Below are 21,125 nucleotides of genomic sequence, written 5' to 3' on the forward strand. Positions count from 1 at the left end.
ATGGCGGCGTAAACGCCTTATCCGGCCTACAAAGGTTTGCATTCGTAGGCCTGATAAGCGCAGTGCATCAGGCATTTCTTTGCCGGATGGCGGCGTAAACGCCTTATCCGGCCTACAAAGGTTTGCATTCGTAGGCCTGATAAGCGCAGTGCATCAGGCATTTCTTTGCCGGATGGCGGCGTAAACGCCTTATCCGGCCTACAAAGGTTTGCACTCGTAGGCCTGATAAGTGCAGCGCATCAGGCATTGCTTTGCCGGATGGCGGCGCACACGCCTTATCCGGCCTACAAAGGTTTGCACTCGTAGGCCTGATAAGCGCAGTGCATCAGACATTTCTTTGTCGGATGGCGGCGTAAACGCCTTATCCGGCCTACAAAGGTTTGCATTCGTAGGCCTGATAAGCGCAGTGCATCAGGCATTTCTTTGCCGGATGGCGGCGCACACGCCTTATCCGGCCTACAAAGGTTTGCACTCGTAGGCCTGATAAGCGCAGTGCATCAGGCATTTCTTTGCCGGATGGCGGCGCACACGCCTTATCCGGCCTACAAAGGTTTGCATTCGTAGGCCTGATAAGCGAAGCGCATCAGGCATTTCTTCGCCGGATGGCGGCCTACAAAGGTTTGTACTCGTAGGCCTGATAAACGCAGTGCATCAGGCATTTCTTTGCCGGATGGCGGCGTGAACGCCTTATCCGGCCTACAAAGGTTTGCATTCGTAGGCCTGATAAGCGAAGCGCATCAGGCATTTCTTTGCCGGATGGCGGCGCACACGCCTTATCCGGCCTACAAAGGTTTGCACTCGTAGGCCTGATAAGTGCAGCGCATCAGGCATTTCTTTGCCGGATGGCGGCGTACAAAGGTTTGCATTCGTAGGCCTGATAAGTGCAGCGCATCAGGCACTTATGGCTTATCCCAACTCACTCTCTGCCAGTGCTTTAAATACCATTGCGACGGCGTGTGCACCGGGGTCCATATTGCCCAGCAGGCTTTCACCGCTGAGATACGATGCGCGACCCGCGTTGGCTTTGCTCGACAGACAGGTACGCTCTGCGCCTGCCTGTGCGGCGTCAAAAGCGGCTTGCAGGTTTTGCGGTTGTGCCAGCAGAGATGTCAGCGCGGGTTGCAGCGCATCAATCATCGTACGGTCACCCTCGTCTGCACCACCGTAGAACTTCATCTGCGCCAGCCCTGTGTTCAGGGCTTCGGCAACATCAGCCCCTTGCTCCAGCTTCTGCCCGGCGGCGGTAAAGAAGATGGACATCAGTACGCCGCTGGACCCGCCCATCACCACGGTCAGGCGTTCGCCGATCAGGGCGAACAGCGTGGCGAGGTTATTCAGTGGAAGCTGCTCACGATGCAGCAGGTCAGCGATTTCACGTGCACCAGCGGCAAAAGTTGAACCTGTATCACCATCACCTACTTTGGCATCCAGCGCGTTGAGGTGTGCTTCCAGATCGGAAAGCGTTCCGGTGACCTGCTCAATAATCCCGGCGACCAGCGTGTTGGCTGAAGGCTGGAATTCGACACGCGCGCTGCGCTGCGATGATGGCACACAGTTGATTTCGCGTGGTGGGACAGGTGTCGGCCAACTGCTGGTTTCTACTTCGGTTAACAGTGCTTTTTCGATGCTCTCTTCCAGTACGATGGCGGTCAGCGAGAAACCTTTCATATCTAGGGCGGTGACCAGCGAGGCCGGGCCAATCAGCCAGTCGATACGCGGATGCAGTGGGCTGTTTGCCAGTTCCCGAGTGATGATAGCCATTTCAGCAACGGACACGCCGCCCAGATTATTAATCATCACCGCCAGACGGCCAGTTTCAGGCAGTGCCGCCATGAGTTTATCGACCATCAGAGTCACCACCTGCGCACTGTTTTGGGTAGCAATAACCGAGGCACCGGGCTCGCCGTGAATGCCCATGCCCAGTTCGGCATGGCCCGCATGATGGCGTGGTGCGGCGTCGGTTTCCTGCGGCAAATGGCAACTGGAAATGGCGACGCCCAGGCTGAAGGTGTTACTTGCCGCATACTGCGCTTCACGCAGGACGGTCGCGAGGTTGTAACCGCGTTCAGCGAAATAGCCTGCCACTTTATGAACCAGGATAGTGCCCGCAATCCCGCGAGGATGCTTGTTATCCGGCAGGGAGATGTCGTCGCCGACAATCAGCATTTCGACGTTATAGCCAAGGCGGCGTGCTTTTTCGGCGGCGAGGCCGAAGTTAAGACGATCACCGGTGTAATTTTTAACGATCAACAGACAGCCTGCATCGCCAGTTACCGCCTGGATTGCGGTCAGCACTGCATCTACGCTCGGGGACGCAAACACGTCGCCACAGACTGCCGCGGTCAACATCCCTTTGCCGATAAAGCCAACGTGGGCGGGTTCGTGTCCTGAGCCACCACCGGAGATCACTGCCACGTTATCTTTGTTGAGATCGCGACGAACCACGATGCGAATAGCCGGATCGCTTTCCAGACGCGCCAGATTGTTCCACGGACTGGTGATAATCGTACCGTCGATGACGTCGTTAACGAGTTGGGTACGCTGATTAAAAAAGAATTGAGACATAACGGCTCCTCGAGGTTGAGTGTAAAACAAACCCCCGAATGCATTGTCATGGTGCGGAGGCGATGGGGGAGATTCTGGCGGAGTCAGCGTGGAAAAAAACAGCGGCAAAATGAGTTTCATTACGGAACGTAATTGTTATTTTTTGTTCCGTAATGGAACGTATTTGTGAGAGGAATGATCACAATGCGAGCCCGCTCGACTTTTTTATCGCCTTTTCAATGTTGGCCACACGGCACAGTAAACGTTTTGTTACTGCTTTTAATGGTGTCAGAGAGAGGCAAAGGGAATTCGATTTTCGCGTTCTGCAAGGATTTGCCGGCAAATGAACGGATCGGGATCGCAAACCTTAGTATTTTTATGGTTAATCGTTTCAATATGGAACGCATGTCATTTTTATCTGTTTCATATCAGAACAAAAAGACGAATGATTTTTTTGTTCCCGCCTCGCCATACAGTTATTGCATCGCTCCGGTACCTCCCGTTTTTGCCGTTCGCAACAGGCTAAACAGGTTAACGCCAGGGCTCACCATGTAAAAACATGTACTTATTTGAGGATGAAAGGAATGCTAAAAGTTATTCAATCTCCAGCCAAATATCTCCAGGGTCCTGACGCTTCTACCTTATTTGGTCAATACGCTAAAAATCTGGCAGACAGCTTTTTCGTGATTGCAGATGACTTCGTCATGAAACTGGCGGGAGACAAAGTACTCAATGGCCTGCACAGCCACGGTATTAGCTGTCACGCGGAACGCTTCAATGGCGAATGCAGCCATGTTGAAATTAATCGCCTGATTGCCATTCTGAAGCAGCACGGTTGCCGTGGTGTGGTTGGGATTGGCGGTGGGAAAACGCTGGATACCGCCAAAGCGATTGGCTACTACCAGAAACTGCCGGTGGTGGTGATTCCAACTATCGCCTCAACGGATGCGCCAACCAGTGCGCTGTCTGTTATCTACACCGAAGCCGGTGAGTTCGAAGAATATCTGATCTACCCGAAAAACCCGGATATGGTTGTCATGGATACGGCAATTATCGCCAAAGCGCCGGTACGTCTGCTGGTGGCCGGGATGGGCGATGCGCTCTCGACCTGGTTTGAAGCAAAAGCGTGTTTTGATGCCAGAGCGACCAGCATGGCGGGGGGACAGTCCACGGCGGCGGCCCTGAGCCTGGCACGCTTGTGCTATGATACGCTGCTGACAGAAGGTGAAAAGGCTCGCCTGGCTGCACAGGCTGGCGTGGTGACCGATGCTCTGGAACGTATCGTGGAAGCGAACACCTATCTCAGCGGCATTGGCTTTGAAAGCAGTGGCCTCGCGGGGGCACACGCCATCCATAACGGCTTCACCATTCTGGAAGAGTGTCACCATTTGTACCACGGTGAAAAAGTGGCGTTTGGTACGCTGGCGCAACTGGTGCTGCAGAACAGCCCGATGGAAGAGATCGAAACGGTGCTGAATTTCTGCCAGAAAGTGGATCTGCCGGTAACGCTGGCGCAAATGGGCGTGAAAGACGGCATCGACGCTAAGATTATGGCTGTTGCGAAAGCCACCTGCGCGGAAGGTGAAACCATTCACAATATGCCGTTCCCGGTGACGCCTGAAAGCGTCCATGCCGCTATTCTGACGGCAGACCTGCTGGGACAGCAGTGGCTGGCGCGTTAATCAGACGTCGGTAAGCCTTTTATTCAGTATCTTCTCCCCCTCTGACAGTCTCTGCCGGAGGGGTTGTCTATGGTAAAACAGCGGAAATGGATATGACGGCGCACACTCATAGCATCGGGAAGGAAGTTTCTTCGGTCATTGCTCAGTCATGGCATCGTTGCAGCAAGTTTATGCAGCGGGAAACCTGGCAGGCACCGCATCAGGCGCAGGGACTGACTTTTGCGTCGATTTGCCGCCGTAAGACTGCACTGCTGACGATTGGACAGGCCGCACTGGAAGATGCCTGGGAGTTTATGGATGGACGTCCCTGTGCGCTGCTGATTCTGGATGAATCGGCTTGTATTCTCAGCCGGTGCGGCGATCCGCAGACGGTGGAACAACTGGCGGAACTTGGCTTTCGTGACGGTAGCTACTGTGCGGAGAGCATTATCGGCAGTTGTGCGCTATCGCTGGCGACGATGCCAGGGCAGCCAACAAAAACCTCAGGCGATCAGCATTTTAAGCAGGCGCTGCATCCGTGGTCGTTCTGCTCTACCCCGGTCTTTGATAACCATGGGCGGCTGTTTGGCTCCATTTCCCTGTGCTGCCTGGTGGAGCATGAGTCCGTTTCCGATCTCTCCCTGACGCTGGCGATTGCCAGAGAAGTCGGCAACTCTTTGCTGACCGACAGCCTGTTGGCCGAATCTAACCGCCATCTTAATCAGATGTATGGGCTGTTAGAGAGCATGGATGATGGCGTAATGGCATGGAACGAGCAGGGCGTTCTGCAGTTTCTTAATGCCCGTGCCGCTTTGCTTTTACATCTGGATGCACAGGCCAGCCAGGGTAAAAACATTAATGACCTGGTTAATCTGCCCACCTTGCTGCGCCGGGCGATCAAACATGCTCGTGGCCTGAATCACGTCGAAGTGACTTTCGAAAGCCAGCACCAGTTTGTTGATGCTGTTATTACTCTGAAACCTATCGTTGAAGAACAGGGCAACAGCTTTATTCTGCTGCTTCATCCCGTTGAACAAATGCGTCAGTTGATGACCAGCCAGCTCGGGAAAGTCAGCCACACCTTTGAACAGATGTCGACGGATGACCCGGAAACCCGTCGACTGATCCATTTTGGTCGCCAGGCGGCGAGAGGGAGTTTCCCTATTCTGTTGTGCGGTGAAGAGGGGGTGGGTAAAGAGCTATTGAGCCAGGCTATTCACAATGAAAGTGAACGTGCCAGCGGGCCTTATATCGCCGTTAACTGCCAACTGTATGCCAACAGCGTGCTGGGGCAGGATTTTATGGGCAGTGCGCCAACCGATGATGAAAACGGTCGGCTGAGCCGCCTTGAGCTGGCGAACGGCGGTACGCTGTTTCTGGAAAAAATTGAGTATCTGGCACCCGAGTTGCAATCCGCGTTGTTGCAGGTTATCAAGCAGGGCGTATTGACTCGCCTTGATGCCCGCCGCCTGATCCCGGTTGATGTGAAAGTGATTGCCACTACTACGGTTGATCTCGCCAACCTGGTGGAGCAAAACCGCTTTAGCCGCCAACTGTATTACGCGTTACACTCCTTTGAAATTGTTATTCCACCGCTGCGGGCACGGCGTAACAGCATTCCGGCGCTGATTCATACACGCTTAAATAGCCTGAAAAAACGCTTTTCATCCAGTCTGAAGCTGGACGATGACGCGCTGGCACAACTGGTTGCCTACTCGTGGCCGGGCAATGATTTTGAGCTCAACAGCATTATCGAAAATATCGCTATCAGTAGCGACAATGGCCATATTCGCCTGAGTAATCTGCCGGATTATCTGTTTGCGGAACGCCCAGGCCTGGAGACTGCATCATCGCTGCTGCCAGCCAGCCTGACGTTTACCGCCATCGAAAAAGAAGCAATTATCCATGCCGCCCGCGTCACCAGCGGACGTGTGCAGGAAATGTCGCAACTGCTGAATATTGGCCGCACCACCTTGTGGCGTAAGATGAAACAGTACGACATCGATGCCAGCCAGTTTAAGCGCAAACATCTGGAGTAGTTTCTTCGATCCTCGCCATCGAGAAGAGGGCGTCGGACAGACGATTGATGTAACGCTTAAGCTCATCACGCAGCGTCAACGTTCTGTCCATGGCGATGAGGAGTCGCTCCAGCCGACGCGCCAGCGTGCGCGCAACATGCAACTGTGCCGATGCGAGGTTTTTCCCCGGAACAACAAACTCTTTTAGCGGACCGCTTTGCGTCATATTGCGATCAATAAGCTGCTCTAACGCCTGAATATCCTCGGGGCTAATCGTCTGTGTTAAGCGAGCAAGTCCCTTCTCATCACTGGCAAGTTCCGCGCCAAGCACAAACAGCGTCTTCTGGATGGTATGTAAATCCTGGCGAAGCGCTGTCAGGCGCGTGCTGGCGTAGCAGACGCCAAGCTGGGAAATCAGTTCGTCCACGGTGCCATAGGCATTCACGCGGATATCGTCTTTGTCGATACGGCTGCCGCCAAACAGCGCGGTCGTGCCCTTATCACCAGTACGGGTATAGATACGGTACATTTATTTTATCTCGCTGAAAGGAAGCACTTTGACCAGTTGACCGGCATTGGCGCCAAGCGTGCGGATCTGCGCCATTCCGGCGGTGATATGACCACGAACCAGCGCCCGATCCTCGGGCAACTGGGCGTGGGTTAACGCAATATCACCCGTGGCGTTGAGACCAAGACCGACACGCAGCGTTGAGCTTTTGGCCGCAAGTTTGCTCAAGGCCAGCGCACAGTCATTCTCGTCGCAACAGACAGTCCGGCATGGGACGCCTTGCTCTTCCAGCCCCCAGCACAGCTCATCAAGCGCGCGGGTATCCTGCCAGCGTGGGTGATAAAACAGATGTACGCTCGGTGATGAAAGTGACATTGCGCCCCCTTTGGATTAGAAAGCCTGACGAAAGATTTCAGCGATCTCTTTCTCGTTCCCTTTACGCGGGTTCGAGAACGCGTTGCCATCTTTCAGCGCCATTTCCGCCATGTAAGGGAAATCGGCTTCTTTGACGCCCAGCTCCTGCAAATGCTGTGGAATACCAATATCGGCGGAAAGACGGGCGATGGCGCGAATGGCCAGCTCAGCGGCATCCATGGTTGACAACCCGTCGGTGTTCTCGCCCATAAACTCAGCGATATCAGCAAATTTCTCCGGGTTGGCGATGAGGTTATAACGGGCTACGTGTGGCAGCAGTACCGCATTTGCCACGCCGTGTGGCATGTCGTACAGACCACCGAGCTGGTGTGCCATCGCATGAACATAGCCGAGGTTGGCGTTGTTGAAAGCCATACCGGCCAGCAGAGAGGCGTAGGCCATATTTTCACGGGCTTTCAGGTTGCTGCCCAGCGCGACGGCCTGGCGCAAGTTACGGGCGATCAGACGGATCGCCTGGATAGCGGCGGCATCGGTGACCGGGTTAGCATCTTTGGAAATGTAAGCTTCCACGGCGTGAGTCAGGGCGTCCATCCCGGTCGCGGCGGTAAGTGGTGCTGGTTTACCGAGCATCAACAGCGGGTCATTAATGGAAACCGACGGCAGGTTACGCCAGCTGACAATCACAAACTTCACTTTGGTTTTGGTATTGGTCAGCACGCAGTGGCGGGTGACTTCGCTGGCGGTACCCGCGGTGGTATTGACCGCAACGATTGGCGGCAGCGGATTGGTCAGCGTTTCAATTCCGGCGTAACTGTAGAGATCGCCTTCGTGCGTGGCCGCGATACCGATACCTTTACCGCAGTCATGCGGGCTACCGCCGCCGACGGTAACGATGATATCGCACTGCTCTTTACGAAATACCTCCAGACCGTCGCGCACGTTGGTGTCTTTAGGGTTCGGCTCTACGCCGTCAAATACGACCACCTCAATCCCGGCTTCACGCAGATGTACCAGCGTTTTATCTACTGCACCGTCTTTTATCGCCCGCAGACCTTTATCGGTGACCAGCAGCGCTTTTTTACCGCCTAACAGTTTGCAACGTTCGCCGACAACGGAAATAGCATTTGGGCCAAAAAAGTTAACATTCGGCACAAGGTAATCAAACATACGATAGCTCATAATATACCTTCTTAGATTTAAATTATAATTCAGAGAAACAATTTAGTGCGGTCTCGGCCAATAATCTATCTTGTTCTACAGTGCCGCCACTAACACCTACGGCACCGATTAATTGTCCGTCGAATATAACAGGTAAACCGCCACCGAAAATAACGATTCGCTGCTGATTGGTGAGCTGTAAACCATATAGAGAAGCACCAGGTTGTACTGCATCGGTAATTTCATGTGTGCCCTGCCGCAGACAGCAGGCGGTCCAGGCTTTATTGAGAGAAATATCACAACTGGTGACAAACGCCTCGTCCATACGCTGCATCAGTAGCGTGTTTCCGCCGCGGTCAACCACGGAAAAGACTACTGGAACGTTGATTTTAAGCGCTTTTGCCTCGACGGCAGTCGCCATTTTCTTTGCGGCCGCCAGCGTAATGGTGGCGATTTGTTGGCTCTTATTCACAGTATCTCCTGACAAGGTTGTAGGGCTGAGGTCGCAAAAAATATCGCGCTACAGCTATTTTTTCTCATTGGGTTTTCTGTATTTTCTCGCGGCGAGTTATTAAGTCAATAGTGTGAGTTTTTCTAAAATATTAATTTTATTTCCTGTGTTCGGCATTTATTGATAATGATCATTTAAGCGCGTCACAATTCCTCGTGGATATTTCCGTGGACCGTTTCAATATGAAACGCTGACATTTAAATATGTATCAAATTGGAACGTAATTAATTTTATTTTTTTATCGGCCTGCTCATTTAAAGTTCGGCTATTGCTGATAAAGGCGATTGCTGGGGTGGTAGAGCACCAGCGATACAGCCTGGCGTCCCTATTCTTTATCTTTTGAGTCTATAAACTATGAGAAGATCAAAACGATTCGAAGTCCTTGCAAAGCGTCCTGTAAATCAGGATGGGCTTATTGGCGAATGGCCGGAAGAAGGGCTGATCGCCATGGAAAGTCCCTACGATCCGGCCTCTTCTGTGAAGGTGGAGAAGGGTCGTATTGTTGAACTGGACGGCAAGAGCCGCGCACAGTTCGACATGATTGACCGCTTTATTGCCGACTACGCGATAAACGTGGCTGAAACCGAGCGCGCCATGCAGCTCGACGCTTTGGCGATCGCCAGAATGCTGGTAGATATCCACGTCAGTCGCGAAGAGATCATTGCCATTACCACCGCTATCACCCCGGCGAAAGCAGTGGAGGTGATGGCGAAAATGAACGTGGTAGAGATGATGATGGCGCTACAAAAAATGCGCGCCCGACGCACGCCCTCCAACCAGTGTCACGTGACCAACCTGAAAGATAATCCGGTGCAGATTGCCGCCGATGCCGCTGAAGCGGGGATTCGTGGTTTTTCCGAACAGGAAACGACGGTCGGGATTGCCCGCTATGCGCCGTTTAACGCCCTGGCGCTGTTGGTCGGTTCTCAGTGCGGTCGTCCTGGCGTGCTGACACAATGTTCCGTTGAAGAGGCTACTGAGCTGGAGCTGGGAATGCGCGGGTTAACCAGCTACGCCGAAACGGTGTCGGTCTACGGAACGGAATCGGTATTCACTGACGGCGACGATACGCCGTGGTCAAAAGCGTTTCTCGCCTCGGCCTATGCGTCCCGCGGGCTGAAGATGCGCTATACCTCCGGTACCGGTTCGGAAGCCTTGATGGGTTATTCCGAGAGTAAATCGATGTTGTACCTGGAATCCCGCTGCATTTTCATTACCAAGGGCGCGGGTGTGCAGGGGCTGCAAAACGGGGCGGTCAGTTGTATCGGGATGACAGGCGCAGTGCCGTCGGGTATTCGCGCGGTGCTGGCGGAAAACCTGATTGCGTCGATGCTCGACCTTGAAGTGGCCTCGGCCAATGACCAGACCTTCTCACACTCCGATATTCGCCGTACCGCCCGCACCCTGATGCAGATGCTGCCCGGCACCGACTTTATCTTCTCTGGCTATAGCGCCGTCCCCAACTACGACAACATGTTTGCCGGTTCTAACTTCGATGCTGAAGACTTCGATGATTACAACATACTGCAACGTGATCTGATGGTTGACGGCGGCCTGCGCCCGGTAACCGAAGAAGAAACCATCGCCATCCGTAACAAAGCGGCGCGGGCTATTCAGGCGGTATTCCGCGAACTGGGGCTGCCGACAATCAGTGATGAGGAAGTGGAGGCTGCCACCTATGCTCACGGCAGCAAAGACATGCCTGCGCGCAATGTGGTGGAAGATCTGGCGGCAGTGGAAGAGATGATGAAGCGCAACATTACCGGGCTGGATATCGTCGGGGCGCTAAGCGGTAGCGGATTCGAAGATATCGCCAGCAATATTCTCAATATGTTGAGACAGCGTGTGACCGGTGATTACCTGCAAACATCGGCCATTCTGGATCGCCAGTTCGACGTGGTCAGCGCCGTGAACGACATCAATGATTATCAGGGACCCGGCACCGGCTATCGCATCAGTGCCGAACGCTGGGCGGAAATTAAAAATATTGCGGGCGTGGTTCAGCCCAGCTCGATTGAATAAGGCGGTACACCGTGGAATGCACAACTGAACGTAAGCCCGTTTTTACCTTGCAGGTCAGTGAAGGCGAGGCGGCAAAAGCAGACGATCGCGCTGACGAAGTGGTGATTGGCGTCGGACCGGCCTTTGGCAAGCACCAGCATAAAACCCTGATTGATATGCCGCACAACGCGATTCTGAAAGAGCTGGTGGCAGGAATTGAAGAAGAGGGACTGCATGCGCGAGTGGTGAGAATTCTGCGCACCTCGGATGTCTCTTTTATGGCGTGGGATGCGGCGAACCTCAGTGGCTCCGGCATCGGGATTGGTATTCAGTCAAAGGGAACCACGGTTATCCATCAGCGTGATTTGCTGCCCCTGAGTAACCTTGAACTCTTCTCTCAGGCCCCGCTGCTGACGCTGGAAACGTATCGTCAGATTGGAAAGAACGCTGCGCGCTATGCACGCAAAGAGTCGCCCTCGCCGGTTCCGGTGGTCAATGACCAGATGGTGCGCCCCAAATTTATGGCCAAAGCCGCGTTGTTTCACATTAAAGAAACCAAGCATGTGGTGCAGGATGCTGCGCCTGTCACGCTGCATATTGCACTAGTAAGGGAATGACAATGAACGACAACATCATGACCGCGCAGGATTACCCTTTAGCTACCCGCTGCCCGGAGAAAATCCTGACCCCCACCGGGAAACCATTAACCGATATCACCCTTGAGAATGTGCTGGCGGGACATGTAGGGCCGCAGGATGTGCGTATTTCCCAGCAAACGCTGGAGTATCAGGCGCAGATTGCCGAACAGATGCACCGTCACGCCGTGGCGCGCAACTTCCGTCGGGCGGCGGAACTGATTGCCATCCCGGATACCCGCATTCTGGAAATCTACAACGCGCTACGCCCGTTTCGCTCTTCATTCGCGGAGCTACAGGCGATTGCTGATGAGCTGGAGCATACCTGGCACGCGACGGTGAACGCCGGATTTGTGCGCGAGTCGGCAGAGGTGTATCAGCAGAGAAACAAGCTGCGTAAAGGCAGCCAGTGACGGAGGGAATATGCCGTTAATTGCAGGGATTGATATTGGCAACGCCACCACGGAAGTGGCGTTGGCGCAGCATGGCCGGTTTATCGCCAGCGGGATTGTCGCGACCACGGGCATGAAAGGAACGCGGGACAATATTGCCGGGGTGGTCGCTTCCCTGCAGCAGGCGCTGGAAAAAACACCATGGTCGCTTAAAGATGTGGCGAAAATCTGTATCAATGAGGCCGCACCGGTCATTGGTGATGTGGCGATGGAAACGATCACCGAAACCATCATTACTGAATCGACGATGATTGGTCATAACCCACAAACGCCCGGCGGCGTTGGCGTGGGAATGGGAACCACCATTGCAGTGGAGAAGCTGGCGGCATTGAGCGAGGATCGGTTTGCCCAGGGCTGGATCCCATTGGTGGGTGAGGAAATGGATTTTCTCGAAGCTGTTTGGCTGATCAACGACGCGTTGGATCGCGGCGTGAACGTGGTGGCGGCGATCCTGAAAAAAGATGATGGCGTGCTGGTGAACAATCGTCTGCGGCGAACTATGCCGGTGGTTGATGAAGTCACGCTGCTGGAAAAAGTGCCGGAGGGGGTGTTGGCGGCGGTCGAAGTCGCGGCCGCGGGCCAGGTTGTTCGGGCGCTGTCTAACCCCTACGGCATCGCCACGTTCTTTGCCCTGACGCCGGAGGAAACGCAAACCATCGTCCCTATTGCCAGGGCGCTGATTGGTAACCGCTCCGCCGTGGTGCTGAAAACGCCGCAGGGTGATGTGCGCTCAAGGGTGATCCCGGCGGGTAAGATTTTTATCCGCGGAGAAAGGCGCGACGGCGAGGCTGACGTGGCGCAAGGGGCGCAGGCTATTATGCAGGCGATGAGCGCCTGTGCGCCTGTACGTGACATTCGCGGTGAAGCGGGGACACATGCAGGCGGTATGCTGGAACGCGTGCGTAAGGTGATGGCTTCGCTGTCCGGGCATGATATGAACGCGGTGCATATTCAGGATTTGCTGGCAGTTGATACGTTTATTCCTCGTAAGGTGCAGGGCGGCATCGCCGGGGAGTGTTCGATGGAAAATGCTGTCGGTATTGCGGCGATGGTGAAATCCGATCGTTTACAAATGCAGGCTATTGCCAGCGAGTTGAGCGCGCGATTAAACACCTCTGTTGAAGTGGGTGGTGTAGAGGCCAATATGGCCGTGACTGGCGCGTTAACGACGCCTGGATGTGCTGCGCCGCTGGCGATCCTCGATTTAGGCGCTGGTTCCACTGATGCAGCCATCATCAATAGCGAAGGTGCAGTAAAGGCGGTACATCTGGCCGGCGCGGGGAATATGGTCAGCCTGTTGATTCAGACGGAGCTGGGTCTGAGCGATCCGTTTCTGGCCGAGGAAATAAAAAAATACCCGCTGGCGAAAGTAGAGAGCCTGTTCAGTATTCGTCATGAGAACGGTGCGGTGGAGTTTTTCCGCGAACCACTCAGCCCGTCGGTATTTGCCAAAGTGGTGTATCTGAAAGACGGCGAGCTGATCCCCGTGGATAACCAGACTTCGCTGGAAAAAATTCGTCTGGTGCGACGTCAAGCTAAGGAGAAGGTCTTCGTGACCAACTGCCTGCGTGCATTGCGCCAGGTGTCACCCGGCGGCTCCATTCGTGATATCACTTTTGTCGTGCTGGTGGGGGGCTCATCGCTGGATTTTGAAATTCCGCAGATGATCACCGACGCGTTGGCGCATTACGGTGTCGTCGCGGGACAGGGCAATATCCGGGGGACCGAAGGGCCGCGTAATGCGGTGGCTACTGGCCTGGTTTTAGCCGGGGAAGCAAAAAAATAGCGCAGAAAACAGTCGCCGCAAGCGTTTAGCTGAGGGGTAAATCAAATAAAGGCAACGTTCTCTTTGATATCCCGACTGAGTTGGGTACATAGTATAAATGTGTCTCTCACGTGGTTAATTTTAAGGATAAGAGCATGCCAACAGCAATTGAGAAAGCATTGGATTTTATTGGTGGTATGAACACCTCAGTGTCAGTACCCCATTCAATGGACGAAAGTACCGCTAAGGGAATCTTAAAGTATTTGCATGACTTAGGTGTGCCAGCGAGTCCGGAAGTTGTGATGGCACGGGGTGAGCAGGAGGGATGGAATCCCGAGTTCACGAAAAAAGTGGCCGGATGGGCAGAAAAAGTTGCCTCCGGTAACCGTATCCTTATCAAGAATCCAGAGTATTTTTCGACCTATATGCAGGAGCAGCTCAAAGAACTCGTGTGAGCTGACTTTCGAATAAAACGCTAACGGACGTTTCCATCTTCGGGATGGCAGCGTCCAAAAGCGTTGCCATATTCCCAGGCCTGACCGACAAACTTCCGATCCTATTTTCTCATGCCGCCAGCCATGGTGAGACTAACGCAATGCGTTCAGCGGCAAAATCAATTTCAGCAGTCACTCCGAGTGGTAAGGTCATCATCGGATGTGTATGGCTGCAATCATAATCCGATACGATAGGGATATTTCGGCCAGCCAGCACTTCACGTAATATTTCAAGCTGTGTTTGCCCACAACCCAGATCATTTAAGCATTCATGCTTGCCGAGAATAATAGCTGATATTTTTTCAAAGACACCACAGAGTGCCAGGTGAGCATACTCCCTTTCTAACTCAGAGATATCCTTCAGGCTATCCTCGATGAGCAGAATATCACCGGCCAGAATTTCCGGCATATATTCGGAACCCCAGATTCCATACAGCGTATTGAGATTGCCACCAATCAAACGCCCGGTAACCTTTCCTTCTCCATAATACTGGCAGGTATTTGGCCTTAAGGTCTTTGCACGGGACTGGGTTTCCCACTCCAGGCGTTCTTCTGACCAACATGAAGGTGGGATCAAGGATAATGGAAGGGGGAGATTGCCAGTGACAATCGTCGAAAAGTAGTCGAAAGTCCAGTCAACCAGTGGTGGGTATTCCCCAAAGGATGCGACCATTGCCGGACCATAAAAGGTAATTAATCCTGTTTTTTGATAAATGGCCAGTAATAAAGCGGTTATATCTGAATAACCAATGATGATTTTGGGGCTCGTGATTATTTGTTGGTAATCAATATAAGGAAGTATTGCATTAGTATTATTGCCGCCAATTGTTGACATAATACATTTCACATCAGGATCGTGTAATAATTGATTAAATTCATCTGCACGAGCCTTGATGCTTCCAGACCGCCAGCCTGCACTTTTTCCGGTTAATGCACCTTCTTTTATTCGGTAACCCTGCTTTTGAATAAATTCTTTGGCTCGGGCATATCTATTGGGAGCAAATGCCGTGGCAGGGGAAGAAGGCGAAAATAAGGCGATGGTATCACCCGGCTTGATTGGCGCAGCGTAACGTGTGGTCATGTCCTTCTTCCTGCACTTGTTTCATCATCAGATTGATCATCTTAACAAGAGTGTAGTTGTATCGTCATCACTCAGAAGTGAGACTTCCTCGCATATCTAAGCGGTAACAATCTTATCCTCCTTTCTAATCCATACTTATAGCTTGCTGTGGGTGACGTCTGCTCACCAACACGAAGTGTGTTTTTATACTTTCCCGACTGGAATCATCGTTTTTTCATGAATGTGTCACTATAGCTAAAAGCCTCAATGACGAATATCTCATTATTCAGCCATTCGTTACCCCAGGAATATATCTATGTCTGCTAAAACGCTGTATGAAAAATTAGTTGAATCGCATACCGTTCGGGAACTTGATAACGAAGGACATGTTTTACTTTATATCGATCGTTCGATACTCAATGAATATACCAGTCCACAAGCATTTAGCGGGTTAAGGGAACAGAGACGGCCGGTGCGGCATCCGGAAGCCTTTCTGCTGAATGTTGATCATGTTAATCCCACCCGACCACAGCGCGATATGCTGATGACGGATCCCGGCGGCCAGCTGCAGGTTGATTATTTTCGGGAAAACGCCGCTGATTTTGGTATCACGTTATTTGATGTGCTGGACCCACGACAAGGGATAGAACATGTCGTTGCCCACGAGCAAGGGCTGGTCATGCCCGGAATGGTGATTGCGGCTGGCGACAGCCATACCACCACTTACGGTGCGTTCGGCGCTCTGGGATTTGGTATCGGTACGTCGGAAATCGAACACCTGCTGGCTACTCAGACGCTGGTGTATCGTAAGCTGAAAACCCTGCGTGTCAGCGTTAAGGGTGAATTACCTTTTGGTTGTTCTGCAAAAGATATCGTTCTTGAATTACTCGAACGTACTGGCGCAGATGGTGCGACAGGATATGCCATCGAATTCGACGGTGAAACAATCAGTGCCCTGAGTGTTGAGGGGCGAATGACGCTTTGCAATATGGCTGTGGAGGCAGGGGCTCGCGGTGCGATTATTGCGCCGGATGCAAAGGTTTTTGACTATATCTACGGGAAGCCGCAAATGCCCGCAGGTGAACTCTGGCAACTGGCATTGCGGGAGTGGTCGCAGTTGTGTAGTGATGCAGATGCGGTTTTTGATAAGACCGTGACGATCGACTGTCTCGATCTTGAGCCTAAAGTGACCTGGGGGATCAGCCCGGATCAAACCTGTGCGATCACCGGCTATGTTCCATCCCCGGAACATGAAACGCATCCACTTAAACGTCTCGCGCTTGAGAAAGCTCTCCAGTATATGGACCTGCTGCCCGGTACGCCGGTGAGTGACATTCGTATTTCGCACGCTTTTATTGGCTCATGCACGAATGGCCGCATTGAAGATCTGCGGGCCGTCGCGAAAGTCGTGGCAGGACGCAAAATTGCCAGCCATGTGCGCGGGATTATTGTGCCCGGTTCAACGCAGGTCCGGTGCCAGGCGGAAGAAGAGGGGCTGGCGAAAATCTTCATTGACGCTGGTTTTGAATGGCGTCAGTCGGGTTGCTCAATGTGCCTTGCGATGAACGAGGACGTGCTGGCAGCAGGCGATCGCTGCGCATCGGGTACGAACCGTAATTTCCCTGGGCGGCAGGGCGCAGGGGCAAGAACGCATTTAATGAGCCCGGCGATGGTCGCGGCAGCAGCGGTAGCAGGGCATCTGGTCGATGTTCGGACATTACTTCAGGCGGGGGAATGAGATGGATACGTTTAAGCAAATTAGCGGGCGAATTGCGCCAATGCTGGAACCGAACATCGACACCGATGTGATTATGCCGAAACAGTTCCTGAAAGGGATCGATCGTCAGGGGTTGAATAAAGGGGTGTTTTTCGATCGTCGTTTCCTGGGCAATGGTCAGCCTAATCCCGATTTTATTCTCAATATGCCTGGCTGGCAGGACGCGACATTTTTGCTGGTCGGCCCCAACTTTGGCTGCGGATCGAGCCGCGAACATGCCGTTTGGGGATTAAAACAGTTGGGCATCCGGGCGCTGTTAGGTTCCACTTTCGCCGGGATTTTTGATGACAACTGCCAGCGCAACGGGATCCTGACAATCTCTTTGGATGACGCGTCTCTGGCTCGTCTGGCACAGTTGGCCACGAAGGCTGACAGCAATCTGATTACGGTTTCTCTTGAACGCTGCGAGATTGTGACAGCAGATGAAACACTTCCTTTTGTTATTAGTGAACTCAAACGAGAGATGTTGGCCGCTGGCGAAGATGCGATTGCCTGGACGCTGCAATATCTGCCAGAGATTGAAAATTTTGAGGCGCAGCATTATGCGCGTCGCCCATGGTTAAAGCGTCCGGTATCCGCACGTGGCTAAGAAAAGAGATGGCGATGAGACGGGGCAAAGTCGGGCAAGCAAAGAAGGCAGGAGGCAGTGATGAGTACAGTTATTGAATGCGGCGCTTCTCCGTTCATTCCTGGGTTTGCATTAAAGGATGTACGGCTGCCAAATGGTTTAACCATCCGGGTCGCCGTCGGAGGAAACGGTTCCCCGTTGGTGCTCTTACATGGCCATCCACAGAACCACATCACATGGCGTAAAGTCGCGCCGGAATTGGCGAAAAGCCACACGGTGATTTTGCCGGATTTGCGGGGCTATGGAGACAGCGACAAACCAGTGAGTGATCCGGCGCATCGTACTTATTCAAAGCGTATGATGGCGCAGGATATTGTCATGCTGATGGAGATTCTGGGTTATCCGCGGTTCGCTTTTGTCGGGCATGATCGTGGAGGACGGGTTGGACATCGGCTGGCCCTTGATTATCCTGACAGTGTGACGTGTTGCACGTTCATCGACATAGCCCCGACAGCTACAATGTACGCATTAACCAATAAGGCGTTTGCCACGCGCTATTTTTGGTGGTTTTTCCTGATCCAACCTTTTCCATTACCGGAAACAATGATCGCGCACGATCCGGCATTTTTTCTGCGTAAGCATATTACAGGTCAGTTAAAAACTGCGGGGGCGACATCAGAAGATGCGTTCAATGAATACCTGCGCTGTTACCAAAATCCAGAGATGATCCATGCGGTCTGCGAAGATTATCGTGCCGCGGCATCGATTGATCTTGAAGACGATGCTGCGGATGCGTCTGCGCGTATTGAGTGTCCGCTACTGTTGCTGTGGGGGGCTCAGGGTACGGTAGGGCAGTTGTATGATGTGGTGGACACCTGGAGAGAAAAAGCGATGCGCGTGCAGGGAGAAGCATTGCCTTGCGGGCATTCTCCGCAAGAGGAGATCCCAGAGATCTTCATGCAGAAACTGCAGTCATTTTTGCGATCGGTGTTATAACATTGTCATTTTCCGTCATCTCGCTGCGATGTTATGAAAACGACGCCTGTAGGTAAAAAGCATCGCCAGCCCCTTGAGGGCTGGCCTTCTGTTGAAGATCTTTTCGTTTTTGTCACCGTTGCCCGCAACGGTGGATTTGCCCGGGCTGCGCTGGAGCTGGGGCTATCCCCCTCCTATATCAGCAAACGCATCGCTATCCTTGAAAAATGCCTCAACGTCCGGCTTTTTTTCCGTAATAACAGAGTGATGCGTCTCACACCGGAAGGCGAAAATGCGCTGGATGGGGCGATGCAGGTCGTCAGTGAAATGGATGGCTTTGTCAGTCGTCTGGATAATCAACGTGGCGTGCTGGCAGGTAATATCACCCTCAACTGCTCATTTGGTTTTGGGCATAAATATGTCGCAGAGGCGCTGTCGTCATTTATGATCGCCTACCCTGATATCACGGTAAAACTCACGCTAACGGATCGTGAAGTGGATCTTGTGGAGGAGGGCGTCGATATTGAGATTCGTGTTGGGGATGACATCAATGAATTGTATATCGCACGGCAGTTGGCCACTAATCGCCGGATCCTTTGTGCTTCCCCTGAGTATCTCGAACGCCACGGTAAACCGGAGTCTGTGAGTGCGCTTGTGCAACATGATTGCCTGATGATTCAGGAAAAAAACTCGGCATTTGGCAACTGGATATTAACGGATGGCAGGCAGCAGACACATTGCCGGCTAAACGGTTTTCATTCTTCCAACAGCGGCAGTGTGGTGCTCATTTGGGCACTGAAAGGTCATGGCATTACATTGCGGTCGGAATGGGATGTTGCGCAGTATCTTGAACGCGGTGAACTGGTTCACGTGTTGCCCCAGTGGTATCAGGAAGCGAATATTTGGGCTGTATATACCCGGCGTTCATCAAGCTCTGATCGTATCAAAACCTGCATCGATTTCCTCACTGAACATCTTGCGCAATGCTTGCCAGGTGGCAAAGCACCGGACGTGTTGTGAGCAGTAGGCGCTGGGTGAGGGGCTGTATTGGGTTTGTTTGGTATAAACGATTTTTTATCTCTAATAGCTCAACTTGACACTTTTGCGCAAAATGTTGCGTTTTATAAATCAATTTTGTTGCTACTCAGTAGCTGTTCCCCGCGCGCAATCCAGGCATAAACGGTCTGGCGGCTGACACCCCTAAATTTGGCGTATTCGGCTTTACCCATCATCATGTGTTGTGCTCTTGATTGTGTTGCAAATGATGCAATGACTGGAGCTATTGTTGCTAACTACGGCGGAGAAGGTAAGAGGAGCCCGGCTAGCATGACCGGGCTGGTACTTAATCGTGTTTTTTCTTCTGCCTGGCAATAACAAAAATCAACAGCGTGTTGATGAGTACTGACACACAGAGGACGGTTAGCATAAATAAATCATTCCAGTCCTGTTCGGTAATAAAACCAACCAGATCGCTAAAACGCTCGAACAAATATACTTCAGGCAATAGCAGGTAACATGCTGAAAAAATAAGGAGAAATGACATAAACTGAATGAGCCATAATCCTGCTTGCTTCGCTGGTGTCATCGTTAATACACCTGAATTGTGCCATACGCTTTGAGTGACGCCGTTACCAATACTGTTGGGGTCCTCATGAGCGCTTCACGCAGCACAGTAAAATGAGATGGAGAAGGCAGTGTTATGCAGCCGTTGCTAATCCCCTCATATCCTGCCGGGTGAAGCCTAAAGTTTCCCCTTTCGACCTGAGCAACGAAAGTATGGTCGTCGATGTTGCTGTCCACTCTGTACAGGGCGAACCAAATTGAGTGATCCGATCCTGTGTATGTCGTAGCAAAAACATCTCTTACGCGAGTGCTCAGGCTGCGGGGGCGGTCGACAATATAATATTTTCCTGGCGGCAATGGGCCAATATTCTTTACCGTGATTGAGTCCGGATTATTACGATGTTGCCCTGTATTACCGGAGTATGCGGGGAAGAAGCCTATCCCAGGGCAGCTCAGGTTTGACAGCGCATTCCCGTTCAGCCGAAAGGTGCAATGGATCATCGCTCGTTCCACGTATCAGTGAACATGATATTCCCATCACAGTGCTTCCAGGTAATTTTCTCATAGCGCAGCGACACGGCCTCGAGATGATTATGTTTTTCGGTACCGGCATTTTTGCAGTTATGCATCAGTGGGCAGACCGAGACGACCTTTACACCTTCCAACAGCATGTTGAAGTATTCAACCTCTTGTCCTGCGTCATTGATGCGGTACCACTTAAATTCGGCGCTTTTCAGCGTCTGGCCTTTTGCCACAGCTTTGTAGAGGTAGGGGCTCGATGAGTCGAATTCCTTTTCGAACGTTAACGCGCTATGAACGCGGGTACCTGTAATTTTACCCGTCATGTTGTCCGTGGGAAGATGCAGCCCGTGCGCGAAACTATGAATCTCGATACTGCCCTCTCTATTCTGAACGTCAACAGAACCTTTAATATCTGCGTCGCCGTCATCTTTTAGCCAAAGATAAGCAGGTATAGCCATGTCAAAAACTCCATTTTTGAATCGTTCTAAATATTAATAACCCCCTTGTAGATAAAAAATTATCACATAAAGTGCTATAG

Annotated in this window: 20 protein-coding genes and 2 pseudogenes; 11 read left to right on the plus strand and 11 right to left on the minus strand. The window is 52.4% G+C overall.

Features of this window, described 5'->3' with window-relative positions; genetic code table 11:
* Positions 1-26 precede the first annotated feature (26 nt).
* Both NNO02_RS23880 and NNO02_RS18450 read right to left on the minus strand, forming a co-directional pair.
* Positions 27-236: pseudogene (locus NNO02_RS23880) on the minus strand (hypothetical protein); the annotation flags it as partial.
* Between the two features lie 670 nt (positions 237-906).
* Positions 907-2,565, minus strand: coding sequence for a glycerone kinase (locus NNO02_RS18450; protein WP_271455449.1), 1,659 nt, complete (start codon positions 2,563-2,565; stop codon positions 907-909).
* A gap of 563 nt (positions 2,566-3,128) precedes the next feature.
* Here NNO02_RS18450 and NNO02_RS18455 point away from each other — a divergent pair.
* Both NNO02_RS18455 and dhaR read left to right on the plus strand, forming a co-directional pair.
* Entirely contained in the window at positions 3,129-4,226 is a 1,098-nt protein-coding gene (locus tag NNO02_RS18455; RefSeq protein WP_271455450.1) for a glycerol dehydrogenase, read from the plus strand.
* Between the two features lie 92 nt (positions 4,227-4,318).
* Positions 4,319-6,244, plus strand: a complete 1,926-nt coding sequence (gene dhaR, locus NNO02_RS18460) for a dihydroxyacetone kinase operon transcriptional regulator DhaR (RefSeq protein ID WP_271455451.1) — start codon at positions 4,319-4,321, stop codon at positions 6,242-6,244.
* On the opposite strand, the gene NNO02_RS18465 is transcribed toward dhaR, so the two are convergent.
* The 4 genes from NNO02_RS18465 to NNO02_RS18480 are packed head-to-tail and all read right to left on the minus strand — an operon-like array spanning position 6,222 to position 8,736.
* Entirely contained in the window at positions 6,222-6,752 is a 531-nt protein-coding gene (locus NNO02_RS18465) for a cob(I)yrinic acid a,c-diamide adenosyltransferase (protein ID WP_271442454.1), read from the minus strand. The two genes, dhaR and NNO02_RS18465, sit on opposite strands and share 23 nt — an antisense overlap.
* The gene (locus NNO02_RS18470) at positions 6,753-7,106 is read right to left on the minus strand and encodes a glycerol dehydratase reactivase beta/small subunit family protein (protein ID WP_271442455.1); all 354 of its coding nucleotides are present in this window, start codon (positions 7,104-7,106) and stop codon (positions 6,753-6,755) included.
* 15 nt (positions 7,107-7,121) lie between these two features.
* Positions 7,122-8,285: a 1,3-propanediol dehydrogenase gene (gene dhaT, locus NNO02_RS18475; RefSeq protein ID WP_271455452.1), complete on the minus strand. Its 1,164-nt coding sequence runs from the start codon at positions 8,283-8,285 to the stop codon at positions 7,122-7,124.
* 22 nt (positions 8,286-8,307) lie between these two features.
* The gene (locus tag NNO02_RS18480) at positions 8,308-8,736 is read right to left on the minus strand and encodes a GlcG/HbpS family heme-binding protein (RefSeq protein ID WP_271442457.1); all 429 of its coding nucleotides are present in this window, start codon (positions 8,734-8,736) and stop codon (positions 8,308-8,310) included.
* A 393-nt stretch (positions 8,737-9,129) separates the two neighbouring features.
* On the opposite strand from NNO02_RS18480, the gene NNO02_RS18485 reads away from it, so the two are divergent.
* From NNO02_RS18485 to NNO02_RS18505, 5 genes are all read left to right on the plus strand, one after another.
* The gene (locus NNO02_RS18485; protein WP_271442458.1) at positions 9,130-10,797 is read left to right on the plus strand and encodes a propanediol/glycerol family dehydratase large subunit; all 1,668 of its coding nucleotides are present in this window, start codon (positions 9,130-9,132) and stop codon (positions 10,795-10,797) included.
* Between the two features lie 11 nt (positions 10,798-10,808).
* Positions 10,809-11,393, plus strand: coding sequence for a propanediol/glycerol family dehydratase medium subunit (locus NNO02_RS18490; protein ID WP_040230555.1), 585 nt, complete (start codon positions 10,809-10,811; stop codon positions 11,391-11,393).
* 2 nt (positions 11,394-11,395) lie between these two features.
* Positions 11,396-11,824, plus strand: coding sequence for a diol dehydratase small subunit (locus tag NNO02_RS18495; protein ID WP_202037706.1), 429 nt, complete (start codon positions 11,396-11,398; stop codon positions 11,822-11,824).
* Positions 11,825-11,834: 10 nt separating this feature from the next.
* Positions 11,835-13,649 carry a diol dehydratase reactivase subunit alpha gene (locus tag NNO02_RS18500; RefSeq protein ID WP_271455453.1) on the plus strand — a complete coding sequence of 605 codons (1,815 nt, stop codon included), beginning with the start codon at positions 11,835-11,837 and terminating at the stop codon, positions 13,647-13,649.
* A gap of 110 nt (positions 13,650-13,759) precedes the next feature.
* Complete coding sequence (locus NNO02_RS18505) at positions 13,760-14,083, plus strand: DUF1889 family protein (RefSeq protein WP_071887391.1); 324 nt, start codon at positions 13,760-13,762, stop codon at positions 14,081-14,083.
* A 109-nt stretch (positions 14,084-14,192) separates the two neighbouring features.
* Here NNO02_RS18505 and NNO02_RS18510 read toward each other — a convergent pair whose 3' ends face one another.
* Positions 14,193-15,203, minus strand: a complete 1,011-nt coding sequence (locus tag NNO02_RS18510) for a S66 family peptidase (protein ID WP_271455454.1) — start codon at positions 15,201-15,203, stop codon at positions 14,193-14,195.
* 295 nt (positions 15,204-15,498) lie between these two features.
* Between NNO02_RS18510 and leuC the strand changes: the two genes are divergently transcribed.
* The 4 genes from leuC to NNO02_RS18530 are packed head-to-tail and all read left to right on the plus strand — an operon-like array spanning position 15,499 to position 19,522.
* A complete protein-coding gene (gene leuC / locus NNO02_RS18515) occupies positions 15,499-16,920 on the plus strand; it encodes a 3-isopropylmalate dehydratase large subunit (RefSeq protein WP_271455455.1) in 1,422 nt (473 codons plus the stop codon).
* Position 16,921: 1 nt separating this feature from the next.
* Positions 16,922-17,548, plus strand: a complete 627-nt coding sequence (gene leuD, locus NNO02_RS18520; protein WP_271449665.1) for a 3-isopropylmalate dehydratase small subunit — start codon at positions 16,922-16,924, stop codon at positions 17,546-17,548.
* 60 nt (positions 17,549-17,608) lie between these two features.
* Positions 17,609-18,523 (plus strand): alpha/beta fold hydrolase, encoded by a 915-nt coding sequence (locus NNO02_RS18525; RefSeq protein WP_271455456.1) that lies wholly within the window; start codon positions 17,609-17,611, stop codon positions 18,521-18,523.
* A gap of 33 nt (positions 18,524-18,556) precedes the next feature.
* Complete coding sequence (locus NNO02_RS18530; protein ID WP_271455457.1) at positions 18,557-19,522, plus strand: LysR family transcriptional regulator; 966 nt, start codon at positions 18,557-18,559, stop codon at positions 19,520-19,522.
* A gap of 104 nt (positions 19,523-19,626) precedes the next feature.
* On the opposite strand, the pseudogene NNO02_RS18535 reads toward NNO02_RS18530, so the two are convergent.
* The 4 genes and pseudogenes from NNO02_RS18535 to NNO02_RS18550 all read right to left on the minus strand — a co-directional run.
* Positions 19,627-19,737, minus strand: a pseudogene (locus NNO02_RS18535) (DNA-binding protein); the annotation flags it as partial.
* Between the two features lie 107 nt (positions 19,738-19,844).
* Positions 19,845-19,991 carry a hypothetical protein gene (locus tag NNO02_RS18540; RefSeq protein WP_271442466.1) on the minus strand — a complete coding sequence of 49 codons (147 nt, stop codon included), beginning with the start codon at positions 19,989-19,991 and terminating at the stop codon, positions 19,845-19,847.
* A 98-nt stretch (positions 19,992-20,089) separates the two neighbouring features.
* Complete coding sequence (locus NNO02_RS18545; protein WP_191213900.1) at positions 20,090-20,566, minus strand: DUF2778 domain-containing protein; 477 nt, start codon at positions 20,564-20,566, stop codon at positions 20,090-20,092.
* Positions 20,563-21,045 carry an Hcp family type VI secretion system effector gene (locus NNO02_RS18550; protein ID WP_271455458.1) on the minus strand — a complete coding sequence of 161 codons (483 nt, stop codon included), beginning with the start codon at positions 21,043-21,045 and terminating at the stop codon, positions 20,563-20,565. The genes NNO02_RS18545 and NNO02_RS18550 overlap by 4 nt, the downstream gene beginning before the upstream one ends.
* Between the last annotated feature and the right edge of the window lie 80 nt (positions 21,046-21,125).

This window comes from Citrobacter sp. Awk 2, from assembly GCF_028069815.1.
In the GTDB taxonomy this organism is placed as follows: domain Bacteria; phylum Pseudomonadota; class Gammaproteobacteria; order Enterobacterales; family Enterobacteriaceae; genus Citrobacter.